The sequence below is a fragment of the Sphingomonas sp. 28-62-11 genome, assembly GCF_002278865.1.
Taxonomy (GTDB): domain Bacteria; phylum Pseudomonadota; class Alphaproteobacteria; order Sphingomonadales; family Sphingomonadaceae; genus Sphingomonas.
In genome coordinates, this window is the sequence record NZ_NCGB01000002.1 from 77259 (window position 1) to 90083 (window position 12825).

General features: G+C 61.7%; 18 protein-coding genes and 1 tRNA gene. 9 read left to right on the plus strand and 10 right to left on the minus strand.

What is annotated here, in order from left to right:
• Nucleotides 1–231: 231 nt before the first annotated feature.
• Nucleotides 232–513, plus strand: coding sequence for an SWIB/MDM2 domain-containing protein (locus tag B7Y49_RS01255; RefSeq protein ID WP_374125744.1), 282 nt, complete (start codon nt 232–234; stop codon nt 511–513).
• An 89-nt stretch (nt 514–602) separates the two neighbouring features.
• Here B7Y49_RS01255 and B7Y49_RS01260 read toward each other — a convergent pair.
• The 5 genes from B7Y49_RS01260 to B7Y49_RS01280 all read right to left on the minus strand — a co-directional run bounded on the left by B7Y49_RS01260 (nt 603) and on the right by B7Y49_RS01280 (nt 3032).
• Nucleotides 603–679 (minus strand) — tRNA-Arg (locus B7Y49_RS01260).
• A gap of 83 nt (nt 680–762) precedes the next feature.
• The gene (locus B7Y49_RS01265; protein ID WP_374125745.1) at nt 763–1191 is read right to left on the minus strand and encodes a DUF1178 family protein; all 429 of its coding nucleotides are present in this window, start codon (nt 1189–1191) and stop codon (nt 763–765) included.
• The gene (locus B7Y49_RS01270; RefSeq protein ID WP_374125746.1) at nt 1188–2015 is read right to left on the minus strand and encodes a carbon-nitrogen hydrolase family protein; all 828 of its coding nucleotides are present in this window, start codon (nt 2013–2015) and stop codon (nt 1188–1190) included. Before B7Y49_RS01270 ends, B7Y49_RS01265 begins: the two co-directional genes overlap by 4 nt.
• A complete protein-coding gene (gene grxC, locus B7Y49_RS01275; protein ID WP_374125747.1) occupies nt 2012–2269 on the minus strand; it encodes a glutaredoxin in 258 nt (85 codons plus the stop codon). The genes B7Y49_RS01270 and grxC overlap by 4 nt, the downstream gene beginning before the upstream one ends.
• Nucleotides 2270–2300: 31 nt before the next feature.
• Nucleotides 2301–3032, minus strand: a complete 732-nt coding sequence (locus B7Y49_RS01280) for a ComF family protein (RefSeq protein ID WP_374125803.1) — start codon at nt 3030–3032, stop codon at nt 2301–2303.
• 43 nt (nt 3033–3075) lie between these two features.
• On the opposite strand from B7Y49_RS01280, the gene B7Y49_RS01285 reads away from it, so the two are divergent.
• A complete protein-coding gene (locus tag B7Y49_RS01285) occupies nt 3076–3921 on the plus strand; it encodes a class I SAM-dependent methyltransferase (RefSeq protein WP_374125748.1) in 846 nt (281 codons plus the stop codon).
• Here the strand turns inward: B7Y49_RS01285 and B7Y49_RS01290 are convergent.
• On the minus strand, nt 3918–4325 hold the full coding sequence (locus B7Y49_RS01290) for a (deoxy)nucleoside triphosphate pyrophosphohydrolase (protein WP_374125804.1): 408 nt from the start codon (nt 4323–4325) through the stop codon (nt 3918–3920). The two genes, B7Y49_RS01285 and B7Y49_RS01290, sit on opposite strands and share 4 nt — an antisense overlap.
• Nucleotides 4326–4414: 89 nt before the next feature.
• On the opposite strand from B7Y49_RS01290, the gene B7Y49_RS01295 reads away from it, so the two are divergent.
• The 3 genes from B7Y49_RS01295 (at nt 4415) to B7Y49_RS01305 (ending at nt 5137) form a co-directional block, all read left to right on the plus strand.
• Complete coding sequence (locus B7Y49_RS01295; RefSeq protein WP_374125749.1) at nt 4415–4597, plus strand: Flp family type IVb pilin; 183 nt, start codon at nt 4415–4417, stop codon at nt 4595–4597.
• A gap of 124 nt (nt 4598–4721) precedes the next feature.
• On the plus strand, nt 4722–4889 hold the full coding sequence (locus B7Y49_RS01300) for a Flp family type IVb pilin (RefSeq protein ID WP_374125750.1): 168 nt from the start codon (nt 4722–4724) through the stop codon (nt 4887–4889).
• A 77-nt stretch (nt 4890–4966) separates the two neighbouring features.
• Nucleotides 4967–5137 carry a Flp family type IVb pilin gene (locus tag B7Y49_RS01305; protein ID WP_374125751.1) on the plus strand — a complete coding sequence of 57 codons (171 nt, stop codon included), beginning with the start codon at nt 4967–4969 and terminating at the stop codon, nt 5135–5137.
• Nucleotides 5138–5223: 86 nt separating this feature from the next.
• Here B7Y49_RS01305 and B7Y49_RS01310 read toward each other — a convergent pair whose 3' ends face one another.
• Genes B7Y49_RS01310 through B7Y49_RS01325 form a run of 4 tightly spaced genes read right to left on the minus strand, consistent with a single transcriptional unit; the run spans nt 5224 to nt 9001 of the window.
• Nucleotides 5224–6171, minus strand: a complete 948-nt coding sequence (locus tag B7Y49_RS01310; protein WP_374125752.1) for an acetyl-CoA carboxylase carboxyltransferase subunit alpha — start codon at nt 6169–6171, stop codon at nt 5224–5226.
• A gap of 13 nt (nt 6172–6184) precedes the next feature.
• Nucleotides 6185–7090, minus strand: coding sequence for a tyrosine-type recombinase/integrase (locus B7Y49_RS01315; RefSeq protein ID WP_374125753.1), 906 nt, complete (start codon nt 7088–7090; stop codon nt 6185–6187).
• Nucleotides 7087–8883 (minus strand): hypothetical protein, encoded by a 1797-nt coding sequence (locus tag B7Y49_RS01320; protein ID WP_374125754.1) that lies wholly within the window; start codon nt 8881–8883, stop codon nt 7087–7089. The genes B7Y49_RS01315 and B7Y49_RS01320 overlap by 4 nt, the downstream gene beginning before the upstream one ends.
• Entirely contained in the window at nt 8864–9001 is a 138-nt protein-coding gene (locus tag B7Y49_RS01325; protein ID WP_374125755.1) for a hypothetical protein, read from the minus strand. Before B7Y49_RS01325 ends, B7Y49_RS01320 begins: the two co-directional genes overlap by 20 nt.
• Nucleotides 9002–9081: 80 nt before the next feature.
• On the opposite strand from B7Y49_RS01325, the gene B7Y49_RS01330 reads away from it, so the two are divergent.
• The 4 genes from B7Y49_RS01330 (at nt 9082) to B7Y49_RS01345 (ending at nt 12823) form a co-directional block, all read left to right on the plus strand.
• Complete coding sequence (locus tag B7Y49_RS01330) at nt 9082–9660, plus strand: shikimate kinase (protein WP_374125805.1); 579 nt, start codon at nt 9082–9084, stop codon at nt 9658–9660.
• Between the two features lie 6 nt (nt 9661–9666).
• A complete protein-coding gene (gene aroB, locus B7Y49_RS01335; RefSeq protein ID WP_374125806.1) occupies nt 9667–10764 on the plus strand; it encodes a 3-dehydroquinate synthase in 1098 nt (365 codons plus the stop codon).
• Nucleotides 10764–10907 carry a DUF2256 domain-containing protein gene (locus B7Y49_RS01340; RefSeq protein WP_374125756.1) on the plus strand — a complete coding sequence of 48 codons (144 nt, stop codon included), beginning with the start codon at nt 10764–10766 and terminating at the stop codon, nt 10905–10907. Before aroB ends, B7Y49_RS01340 begins: the two co-directional genes overlap by 1 nt.
• Before the next feature lie 173 nt (nt 10908–11080).
• Nucleotides 11081–12823 carry a GAF domain-containing protein gene (locus B7Y49_RS01345; protein WP_374125757.1) on the plus strand — a complete coding sequence of 581 codons (1743 nt, stop codon included), beginning with the start codon at nt 11081–11083 and terminating at the stop codon, nt 12821–12823.
• Nucleotides 12824–12825 lie beyond the last annotated feature (2 nt).

Below are 12825 nucleotides of genomic sequence, written 5' to 3' on the forward strand. Positions count from 1 at the left end.
TCTCCGGCTTGCTCAACGCCGTCGCACAAGGTGGCCCTTTTCGACAAGCGCGAAACGCTGGCGCGACTAAGGTTCGGCGACGATGACGATTTTATGGCCGCTACCGGATTGTCTTTACTTGCCCAATCGACTGTAAAGCGCGACAACGCCCGTCGGACAGCGCAAAAGCGCTGCACGCTCAGGCGTAAACCTATGGCCGGCCTGTTGCCGGCTGCCAACGGGAGGATAACGATGGCAAAAGAACCTACCACCAAGGCTGCGGCCCCAAAGACCGGCGGTATTCACGCACCGGTACAGCCATCACCCGAACTCGGCGCGATCGTCGGCAATGACCGGCTGCCGCGCAGCGAAGTGATCAGCAAGGTCTGGGCCTATATCAAGAAGCATGATCTGCAGAACCCCGCCAATAAGCGGGAAATTCTGGCCGATGCGGCGCTCGAAAAGGTGTTCGGCCGCAAATCATGCACGATGTTCGAAATGAACAAGTACATCGCAGCCCACGTCAAGGCGTGATGCGTAGCGCCGGGCATCGGGGAGCAAAGCTTTCCGGTGCCCGCGCCTCTTGGCTGCGAGGGTGCAGCCCGACGTTATTCGGAAAACATTGGTGCCCCCGAGAGGAGTCGAACCTCCGGCCTGCGGTTTAGGAAACCGTCGCTCTATCCTGCTGAGCTACGGGGGCACGCATGATCCACCTAGTGTTCGGCGCGATTCTGGTCAACGCAGGCCGTTAATAGCCCCGACGACAAATAGCCCTGGACTGCGTTAGTTCCGCGCCGATGGTGGCACGACCTTGAAGGGCAACGGCAACAGCGGCACGCCCTCCTCCGCCAGTTCCACCGCTTCGGCAATGCTGGTCTCGCCATGGATCAGCGCCGCGGGCTCATCGCCCAGATGCATTGCGCGCGCGCGATCAGGGAATGCCCGCCCCACCCATTCCGATTGTTCGAGCAACTTTGCCTGCGCAGCCGCTAGTTTCGTTATTGCGGTTTCCCGACCTGAAGGAACGATAGCAGTCGATCGGTTCCCTTTGGCGGCGATATTTGGCGCCATCACTGCCTTTTCAATCGTCGCATCGTCGCAGACCGGGCATACCACCAAGGATCGCGCACGCTGATCCTCATAGGCCGTCGACGAGGCGAACCAGGCCTCAAAAACATGCCCGCCACTACAGCGTAGATCGAAAACGATCATGCAATCACCTGAACAGCCGGGATGGCTCGGCGATGTGCGATCACGGGCACGCGGGAACGGACATCGGCAACGCGGTTCAGATCGATATCAGCAAAACCAATACCCGCCGCGTCTCCCATATCGAGCAGCACGTCGCCCCAGGGATCGATCACCAGCGAATGGCCGTAAGTGGCGCGTCCATCCGCGTGCTCGCCGGTTTGGGCAGCAGCGATCAGAAATGCTCCCGCTTCGATCGCGCGGGCACGCAGCAGGATATGCCAATGCGCTTCGCCCGTGGGGCGGGTAAACGCCGCGGGCACCGTCAGCACCGTCGCGCCAGCCGTGCTCAGCGCACGATAGAGATCGGCAAAGCGCAGATCATAGCAGATCGACAGACCCATCGCGCCGATCGGCGTACTGACGACCACGGCCGCCTCTCCGGCGGTATATGCGGAGGATTCCCGCCAGCTCTCTCCGGTCGGCAAATCGACATCGAACAGGTGGAGCTTGTCATAGCGCGCCCGAATGTCGCCCGAGGAGTCGATCACAAAGGCGCGATTGGCGAATTTCCCATCGGCACCGCGCAGCGCGATCGATCCCAAATGCACCCAAATGCCGTAGGCGGCTGCCCCGGCCCGCGCCGCGGCAAGCACCGGATCATGCTCCTCATCATGCACCGATGCGGCTGCGCGCCCGCGATCCCGATCGACGAGGTTCGACATTTCAGGCGTGAAGAGCATCTCTGCCCCGCCCGCTGCGGCAGCCGCGATCGCCGCCGCAATATCCTGCGCATTGGCAGCAGGATCGATCCCGCTGGTCATCTGGTACAGCGCGATGCGGGTCATCCGCTGATCAGCGCGTCGAGCTTGCCATCCTCTTCGAGCGCGGCAAGATCATCCGATCCGCCGACATGTTTGCCCGCGATAAAAATCTGCGGCACCGTGGTACCACCATTGGCGCGCTGCAGCATCTCAAGCCGCTTCGGCCCGCCCATCGTGATATCATATTCCTCGATCTCGACGGGCTTGGTGCCAAGCAACCGCATCGCGCGCGAGCAATAGGGGCAGAACGCCTTGGTGTAGATCTCAACCTTGGTCATGCCCAACAATTGTGGACGTGACCGGCCAATGTCAATCTCCGCTGTCGTCCTGCAGCACCCGCGCCCAGCACAAAATTGTCACGCTGGCCGCCCCGGCGCGAAGCAGTTGTGCGGTACAGGCATCGGTTGTTGCTCCGCTGGTATGCACATCGTCGACCAAGACGATCGCTTTCCCATGCACTCGATTACGACTGGCACACGCGATGGCAAAGGCGCCACTCACCGCCTTTGCCCGCGCGCGTTTGCCCAGCCCCCGCAGCATCGGCGTGGCACGCGGCCGGGTAAGGGCATCAACATCGCAGGGCGTATCCGTTAATCGTTCAAGCGCCTGCCCAATCAACGCAGCCTGATTGAATCCGCGAGCCCATAATCGCCAGCGATGCAGCGGTACCGGCACAATCAGTTCGGCATCATCCGGCATCAACCGCGCCATGTACCGAGCCGCCGTTTCGGCAAAGCCAGTCCGCCCGCCATATTTCAGGCGGAGCACCATCTCGCGCGCGATATCACCATAGGCGACGGCCGCGCGGATGCCCTGATGCCGTGGCGGCGTTGCCAGACAATCGGCACAACAGGCGTCAACGCCACGATCAAAGGCAAAGGGCAGGTTGCAGCGCGCGCACCAAGGTGGCGTCAGAAAGTGCAATTGGCCCCAGCACAAGGCACAAAAACGGTGATCGGCGCTCGTCACCGTCCCGCAACCGGGGCATCGCGGCGGCAGCGCCAGATCAGCAAGATAAGCCAAGGGTGCCAGCAAGCGCATCGCGCCCTTGTCGCGCGCGCCCCTTGGCGGCACAAGCGCCCGCGTGGACAGTCCAGACATCTTCGATCGGAATGCACGCCGCATCGCACGCGATCGTGCCGCTTCGGACTATAAGAAAGCCGATTTCCTTCGTGCCTTCATGCTCGATGGCATCGCCGATCGACTGGGCAGTGTCTCCCGCGACTTCACTGATATCCTCGATCTTGGCTCCTTCAACGGTAGCCTTGCGGCACCTTCTGGCGCCCGAGTCGCGCGGATGGACGCCGGGTTCCGCTTTGCAGCGCAGGCAGGCGGGGTGCAGGCCGATGAGGATCGCCTGCCCTTTGGCGATGGCGCATTCGATCTGGTGGTTTCAGCTGGCGTGCTTGACAGTGTCGGCGATCTGCCCGGTGTCCTCGCGCTCGCGCGGCGGGTGTTGCGGCCCGACGGCCTATTCCTCGCGGCATTTGCGGGCGCAGGCAGCCTGGCCACACTTCGTCAGGTGTTGCGCGCCGCTGAAGGCGATCGGCCAGCCGCCCGCATCCATCCTCAGGTCGATGTGCGCTCAGCGGGTGATTTGCTGATGCGTGCCGGGTTCGCGCTGCCCGTCGCCGATACCGAGACTCTCATGGTGCGCTACGCAAGCCTGTTCGGCCTGCTGCGGGATCTTCGTGCGATGGGCGCCGGTAACGTGATGCCCGGCCGGGTACCGCTGCGCCGGGATGTGCTTGCGCGGGCAGCGACATTGTTCGCCGATCAGGCCGATGCCGATGGCCGGACGGCTGAGTCGTTTGAGATCGTCTATATGACTGGTTGGGCCCCTGCCCCATCGCAACCCCAGCCAGCGCGACGCGGTGGCGCGACCCAATCCCTCGCCCAGGCTCTCCAGCCCAAAGGCCCCAAGGATTAAATCAACGCCTCGATCAGCCCGATGAGCGGGCGATCAGCAGGTGGCATTGGCAACGCGTACATCTGAACGGGGCGTACCCAGGTCAGCGCCGATGCCTCGATCGCGCGGGGCTCTCCCTGCCACTTGCGGCAGACGAACAGCAGCAAGAGCAAATGCCGGTCACCCAGCGTCGCACTCGCAAAGGTTGCGGGCGCCAGGCAGGACTGCTCCACCGAAATACCCAGCTCCTCGTGGAGTTCCCGAATCAACGCCGCCTCAGGAGTTTCGCCGGGTTCGATTTTTCCACCAGGAAATTCCCATAGCCCGGCCAATGCTTTACCCTGCGGGCGCTGCTGCAACAGGATGCGGCCATCGGCGTCCACCAGCGCGACAGCGACCACTGGCAGCAATACCCCTGTCGACATCAATGGTGCGTCTGGTGCGATCTTCGTCATTCGTTAACCCTGCTTCTTTATTTCTGGCTGTCTAGGAAAAAACCGGGGCGAAGATGGCCATGCTCAAATTGCTTCGAAGACTGGCAAAAGATCGCAAAGGCGGCACGGCGATCGAATATGGGCTGATCGCCTCCGTGATCGTCGTCACGCTGATTGCTTCGTTCATCCAGCTTGCAAACACGACGACGGGCATCTGGAGCAACGTCAACACCAAGATGGACGACGCCCGCAACGGCCGTTGAAAAAAATCGTTGCACCCGTTTGCCGACTTAAACCTTTGTCAACCTCACCCCCTTATCCCGGTCACCGCAGGCCGGTCTTCCGGTCCGCCGGGTACTAATGCTCACTTTGACTGGAGACCGGAAAATGCAGACCATTCGCAAGTTCATCAAGAACAACAAGGGCGCGACGGCTATCGAATACGGCCTGATCGCAGCACTCATCGCCGTTGCCGCCATTGCAGCAATGCAGGGCCTGGGCAACCAGCTGAAGACCACGTTCTCGAACGTGACGTCGAACATGAAGGCTTCGTAAGCTCTTCCCAACATTACGATAAACGCGGGGCGGTAGGCTCGTTCCACCGCCCCCTTTTTTCTAGATTGGACCCAAAAATGGTAAAGCGCCTATTGGGTCTTTTTCAGGATCGTAAGGCAGCGACGGCTATCGAATATGGCCTCATCGCTGCGCTTATTGCAGTAGCGGCAATTGCCGCCATGCAAGGGCTGGGTAACCGCCTGAAGACGACCTTCACGAACGTATCAAGCAATATGAAGGCTTCGTAAGCTTCTCCCAGCAGCTTACGCGACGCAGGGCGGCGGATGAAAATCCGCCGCCCTTTTTCTTCATCGGCCAAGTGGCCAGCGTCAGTTCAGATTCTGCCGATTGACAGGAATTTCCGACGGCGCTCGCTGATCAGGGTTTCACGGCTTGAGCGTGCCATGCTGCCAAGCGCTGTCTCAATTGCCGTTCCCAGCGATGAAATCGCCGCAGCCGGATCGCGCTGCGCCCCGCCGAGCGGCTCGGGAACGATTGTGTCGATCACCCCCAACGCCTTCAGGTCCTGCGCCGTCACTTTCATCGCCTCGGCGGCATCGGCCGCGCGGTCCGATGTTCGCCACAGGATCGAAGCACAGCCTTCGGGTGAGATGACCGAATAGGCCGCGTGTTCGAACATCAGCACGCGGTTGCCCGTCGCCAGCGCCACCGCGCCTCCCGATCCGCCCTCTCCTACGATCGCACTGACCATCGGTACGCCCAGGGAGAGGCAGCGCGCTGTGCTCCGCGCAATGGCCTCGGCCTGGCCGCGCTCTTCGGCCTGAATACCGGGAAATGCGCCTGACGTGTCGACCAGGGTAATCACCGGCAGCCCGAACCGATCGGCCAAGTCCATCAGCCGGATCGCCTTACGATAGCCCTCGGGCTTGCCCATGCCGAAGTTATGGCGCAGCCGACTGGCGGTATCATCACCCTTTTCATGGCCGATCACGACCACGCGTGCGCCGCGAAAATGCGCCAGTCCGCCCAAAATAGCCTGATCATCACCAAAGGCACGGTCGCCCGCCAGCGGCATGAAATTGTCGAACAACCCGGCGACATAATGGTTGAAATGCGGGCGATCGCCGTGCCGTGCGACCTGGGTTTTCTGCCAAGGCGTCAGACGCGAATAGGTATCGCGCAGCAATTTGTCGGATTTGACCTGCAGCCGGGCGATATCGGCGTCGAGATCGACAGACCCGGTCGCTGCCGTCTCGCGCAATTCATCGATCCTAGCCTGCAGTTCGGCGATCGGTTTTTCAAAGTCGAGGAAACTTGCCATCAGGTCGCGTCGGTTAGGCCCCGCGGGCCGGAAGGTCAACGAGTGGATGACGGGCATTGACGAGCGCGACCAGCCGCGCGCTGTCGACATGGGTGTAAATCTCGGTCGTGGCGATATCGGCATGGCCAAGCATCAGCTGCAAGGCGCGCAGATCAGCGCCCCCTTCCAGCAGGTGCGTGGCAAAGGCATGGCGTAGTATATGGGGGCTTACCCGGTCCGGCGGGATGCCCGCTTCGGCTGCGAGATCCTTCAGCAACTGGTAAAGCCGGATTCGCGACAAATGTCGTTTGCCGCCCGGGAAAAGCCAGGCTGACTCCGCTGGCACGACAGAACGCCACAACGCGACTGCCGCCCGTGCTCGATCCGAAATCGGCACCATGCGCTCTCGACCACCCTTGCCGCGCAGAATCAGGAAGGGTCGGTCGGGTGACACCGCGTTGCGTGGAATCGACACCAATTCACTGGCACGCAATCCCGAGCCGTACAGGAGCTCGACCAAGGCCGACAGTCGCAGATCCTGCCGGTCGACGGGATCACGCGCGAGCCGCACGCTAATGGTGGCGAACAAGCGATCAACATCGGCATGGTCCAGCGTCTTTGGCAGCGCACGGATCGCACCAGGACGTGGCAAGGCGCTACCGGGATCATCTTGCCGATGGCCTTCTTCAGCAAGAAAAGCATAGAAGCGCCGCAGCGCGGCCGCTTTGCGTGCTGCCGTCGACCGCGTCAGGCCCGACCAGCTATCGCCCAAACGCGCCAGATCAGCGGCCGTGGCGTCCACCAGCCGACGCCCCAGAAAATCCGACGCAAGCCGCAAATCGCTACGATAAGCGGCGATCGTGTTGGGTGCAGCCCCTGCTTGCGCGGCCATCATTTCAAGAAAACGATCGATCAGCGCCAGATCGCCTGACCCCGTCAAAGCCGAGTCACCGCCTCAACCGCAATCATCCGCGCCTGCCCCTCAAGTCCCACCTGGCGGAGCGCGGATACGATCTGGAACAGCGTTTCGGGCGATACGCCACCCCAATTGGGGGTTTGCATCCCAACCGCCGCGAGCAACTGCACCGTCGCGGTCTGGCGGCGCTGGGCGGCACGCTGAATCGCCCGCGTCCAGCTGTTTTCCATCGCCAGGTTGATTGAAAGCGCGCGTGCCAGACTGGCGGTGTCGCTGGCGGACATGCGGTTCAAACCGGCGAGCCCCGCGACCAGCATCTTCACCTTGCTGCCACTGATATCCACTGCGCGGCTGCGATAGGTATCGACATCGCCGCGGCTGACAGGATCGCCATTATCGACCAGTGCCAACAGCCCCCAGGCATTGCTGCCGCGCACCACATTGCCCTTCCAGCGCAGTGCGGGCTCTTCAAGCCCCGCACTCAGCATCGACGCTACCAGCCGATCTGCATCGGGCGCATCCTTGTACGGCGCGATCGTGGTCGCCGCCCGCGCCGTCAGCACCAGTCGCGCATATTGACCACGCGGACGCTTCGGTTCGTCCCACAATGTCCGCAGCGCCACCAGCCTCGCGTCGCGATCCGGACCGGCATAGGCGGTCCGCAGATCGCGGGCGATGCCCAGTTCCGCTGCTCCCTGGTCTCCATCGCTGTCAATCTTGCCGAACAGATCAACCAACGCCGCATTAGAAAGAACGCCCTGCGCGGCGGCCAATTCTGCCGACGACGCGCGTGCACTTTCGGTAAGGCGGGGGGATTGGGCGCGCCAATACTGCACCTGAACGGCGGCAGTCGCGTAGAGCGGCATCGGAATCTCGGCGCCGCTTGCCATCGCCAGGCCATAACGCCACACCGTCAACCGATCGACATTGTCCCATTCGATCGTGACGGCACCCTGCCCTTTTGATCCTGTTCCGACGACTTTTTCGGCAAGCAGCAGATCGATCCCGCGCGCCGCGCCGCTGCGCCGTGCGGCCTTGATCTTCGGTCCCGCTTCACCCGGCACGCCAGACAGCGATGCGCACATCGCATCAGCCAGAATCCAGGCGCGTTCGCTCGATACCTTGCGGCCATCGGCGACGACCGGGCACACTGTTGCCGGATCGCCGCTGGCAAGCGCCGCCTGCATCGCCACTTGATACATTTTGGGCGTGTATCGATCCGGATCGACTGCCTCGACCATTGCCCGTGCGACCACTGATTCGCCCATCCGCACGAGCAGCCAGGCGCGCTCCGCTGCAAAATCCGCACCGTTCAGGCGCGCGGGCGTCTTTACCTTGGAGGCAAGTGCCTGCCGCAGCCCGATCGACACCCAGCGGGACGGCACTGGCGCGTTCAGCTTGCGCATCAGCGTTTGCAGAAAACGCCCGTCCGCATTCCCGAATGCCGCCGGGTTAAGGCCGCCTTCGGGCACCCCGACCACACCCACCATCGCCAGCGATCGGCGGGCATAGCTCGGCATGTTATACTCGGCGATCAGTCGGGGATCGATCGGCAGGGGCGTGCCTGCATCATCGGGTACTGTCCCATCCTCTTCACCCACGGTGGCTAAGCCAGCCGGTAGTCCGGGAACGCCGGGTGCCGTTGGGCGATCTCCGGTCGGGGACGCCGTCGGCGCCGAAGTCGGTGCGGCGACCGGTTCGTTAAAACCGGGCGGCAGGATCGATTCGGGCGTATCCTGACCAATCGCCGGAATGCCGACGACGATCAGGCCAAGCGCGAGCGCGCCTGCACCAACGCTATTTCTCGAGAGACGCAAGCGGCACAACCTTTTCAACGCGCTTCAGCGGTTTTTCACCGTTCATGCTGGCAAGCACCGCGACACCGCCCAGCAAGGCGATGACCAGGACGACAACAATGATCAACGGGCGAGCCATGACGAAAGCCTTGTCAGCGGAGAGGATTGATGACGCGCCTTTTGCCCGAGCGCGACGCTCGTTGTATAGCCCAAGAGATAATGTTGCAAAACAAGCATCACGCCCCGGTCTGGCACGGCCAGCCTATCGTTCTTGTCGGCCTGATGGGTGTTGGCAAATCGACCGTAGGGCGGCGGCTTGCAGCCCGACTCGATCTTCCCTTTGTCGATGCCGATTCGGAAATTGAGGCGGCGGCAGGCATGTCGATCGCCGATATTTTCGAACGATTCGGCGAAGAGTATTTTCGCGATGGCGAGCGACGGGTGATCGCCCGGCTAATCGACGGCACCCCAAAGGTTATCGCGACCGGCGGCGGCGCCTTCATCAACGAAGAAACACGTACACTCATTCTCGATCAAGCTCTTGCGGTTTGGCTAAACGCGAACCCGCGCATACTGGCCGATCGCGTCCGGCGGCGCGATACGCGGCCGCTGTTGCGTGGTCGAGACCCGGGCGAGGTGCTCACCGCTCTCGCCCAGACCCGTAATCCCTTCTATGCGCTGGCGCCAATACATGTCTCAAGCCAGCAAGCGCCGCACGAAGCCACGGTGGCGGCCATCATCAAGGCCCTCGGGTTGCCGCTGAATGGGGAACCGGTGCCAAACAGCGAAAATGAGTGATCGGTGATCAAAATCGACGTTAAACTGGGCGACCGAAGCTATCCGGTCGTGATCGAAGCGGGCCTGCTGGCCAACGCCGCGCACTGGCTGGTTCCACTGGCGCGCGGGCGAACGATGGTGATCGTCACAGATTCCAATCTTCGGCATCACCGGCACGTACTTGAAAGGGGTTTGACCGCTGCCGGGGTCGCCACCGCCTTGATTGAACTGCCGCCGGGCGAAGGCACCAAAAGCTGGGCGATGCTCGAAAAGCTCACTGATGATTTGCTCGACTTGGGGGTGGAACGCGGCGATCACGTCATCGCGCTGGGTGGCGGCGTGATTGGCGATCTGGTTGGTTTCGCCTGCTCGATCCTGAAACGCGGATGCCAGTTCGTGCAGATCCCCACTAGCTTGCTCGCCCAGGTCGACAGTTCGGTGGGCGGCAAGACCGCGATTAACGCACGCGCGGGCAAGAACCTGATCGGGGCCTTCCATCAACCGGCGCTGGTGCTGATCGATCCGGAAACACTCGCCACCCTGCCGGTGCGCGAATTACGTGCCGGCTATGCCGAGGTCGTGAAATATGGATTGATCGACGATCCCGCCTTTTTCGACTGGTGCGAAAACCACGGCGCCGCATTAATCGCCGGGGACATTGATCTACGAACCCAGGCAATCGCTCACAGTATCGCCGCCAAGGCCCGCATCGTCGCCGAAGATGAGCGCGAGACGACCGGCAAACGCGCATTACTCAATCTGGGGCATACCTTTGGTCATGCGCTGGAGGCGGAAACGGGCTTTTCCGACCGGCTTCTTCATGGCGAGGGCGTAGCGGCGGGAATGGCACTGGCCTTTGGCTATTCAGCGGCTCGAAGTCGCTGCAGCGCAGAGGATAGCGCACGGGTCGCTGCCCATTTGCGCTCAATCGGTCTGCCCGACGGCCTATCCGCAGCGGGCATTGCGGCAAGCGGCGCCACGCTGGTCGACCATATGCGTCATGACAAGAAAATGGCGGCTGGCACGTTGCCCTTCCTGCTCGCCCGCGGGATTGGCCAGACCTATGTCGATAGCGCTGTCGATCTCGCCGATGTAGCAGGTTTTCTCGACGCGCAGCCGCGCTAATGCCGCGCGGGATTGCGAAGCGCGATTTGCCGACAAAGACCTGTCCGGTGTGTCAGCGGCCGTTTACATGGCGCAAAAAATGGGCTCGCGACTGGGATAATGTACGCTATTGTTCCGATAAGTGCAGGATGACAAAGTCATAATCGATGATTTTACCGCGCGACCGATAACATTTTTTTTCATTGCTCCCCGGATAGACCTTCTCCCCAAACCGGTGCACAATCAGCGTTAATGCAAGGTGTCGGGCGCGTATTGGCCCGGGTTCAGTTCTAGGGGGGCATTGATGCAGGTACGGTTCTGGGGAACCCGCGGGTCCATGGCAAAGCCAGGTCCGGATACCATCCGCTATGGCGGGAATACGTCATGTGTGCAGGTCACGTCAGACGCCGGTACGTTGCTGGTCATTGATTGCGGCACTGGCGCGCATGGGCTTGGCCAGCACCTGATGAAGGAAGGCCCGAAACCGGCCCGCGGCCATGTGCTGATCAGCCATACCCATTGGGATCATATTCAGGGCATTCCCTTTTTCACGCCATTCTTCATCCCCGGCAACAAATGGGATTTCTACGCACCCAAAGGCTTTGGCGAGTCATTGCGAGAAACGCTCGCGGGCCAGATGGAATATACCTATTTCCCGATCACGCCGGAGGCGTTCGGCGCAGAACTCAACTACAATAACCTCTCCGAAGGCGTTTTCCGCATCGATGACGTCGTCATCCGCACGCGCTATCTGAACCATCCGGCACTCACCATCGCCTTCCGCATCGAAGTTGATGGCGCGGTGGTGATCTATGCATGCGATCACGAACCGCATTCGCGCGAAGCGGCGGACGGTGTCGGTCAGCTCGACGGGCAGGATCTGGCACACGCCGAATTTCTGCGAGATGCCGATCTGGTGATCCATGATGCGCAGTATCTGGCGTCGGAATATGCCGGCAAGGTCGGCTGGGGCCACAGCACGGTCGAATATACGCTGCAGGTTTGCCAGAGCGCCAATGTGAAGCAGCTGGCGATCACGCATCATGATCCGTTGCGGACCGACGACGCGATTGACCAGGTTGTTGCGAAGCTGCGAGAATCGATCACCCCAGCGGGTGCTATCGAGGTTTTTGGGGCTGCCGAGGGCATGATCCTCGACTATCGCGGCACCCGCTCCAGCATTGTCGAAGAGGATACCGCCACGGCCGATCAGGCCCTGGGGTCTCGCGAAGCCATCGTGTTGCTGATCACACAGGATCAAGCATTGCTCGAAAAAATGCGTCAGTCAGTCGCTGACGAGCCGATCTTCCTGCACGCGCGGGAGAGCGCCTCTGTCCCGCAAACGCGCGAGAATGAGCCAGTTGCCGGATTGATTTTGATCGATGGGGAACTGCCGGCAGGGGCATTGGCGCTCGCTCGCGCAATCCGCGCTCGGCCTGAAATGGCAACAACGCCGATCCTGTTCCTGGGCGGCACCGAGCCGACATTGGGCAATTTCGGTGAGCATTCGGAATGGTTGCGGGCACCTTTTTCGGTCGAATATGCCCGCTCGCGAATCCGCACATGGACGATGCGCGGCGCTTTCCGTTGGCTCCGCGCGAGCATCCCGGAGAATGAAAGTGAGCGGCTGAAGGCGCTGCGCGCTCTCAATCTCGTGGAAGCAAGCGGGGACGAGCGGTTTGACCGCTATACGCGCCTTGCAGCGGCGCTGTTCGACGTGCCCTATGCGCTGGTCTCGATCGTCGATGACGAGCGGCAATGGTTCAAATCGAAATACGGTACCGAGATCGAGCAAACCCCGCGCGACGTGTCGTTCTGCGCCCATGCTATCCATGCGCCAGATGTGATGGTCGTGAATGACGCGCTCACCGATTCGCGATTTGGGGACAATCCAACCGTGGTCGGGCCGCCCAATGTGCGGTTCTACGCCGGCACGCCGCTGGTGCTGCCCAGCGGCCATGCGATTGGCACGTTATGCATCCTCGATGACCGCCCTCGGGAGTTTTCGGACAGGGACCGTGCACGACTCGCCGATCTGGGTGGGTTGCTTGAGGCCGAATTGTCCCGGTTCGCGGCCTGATC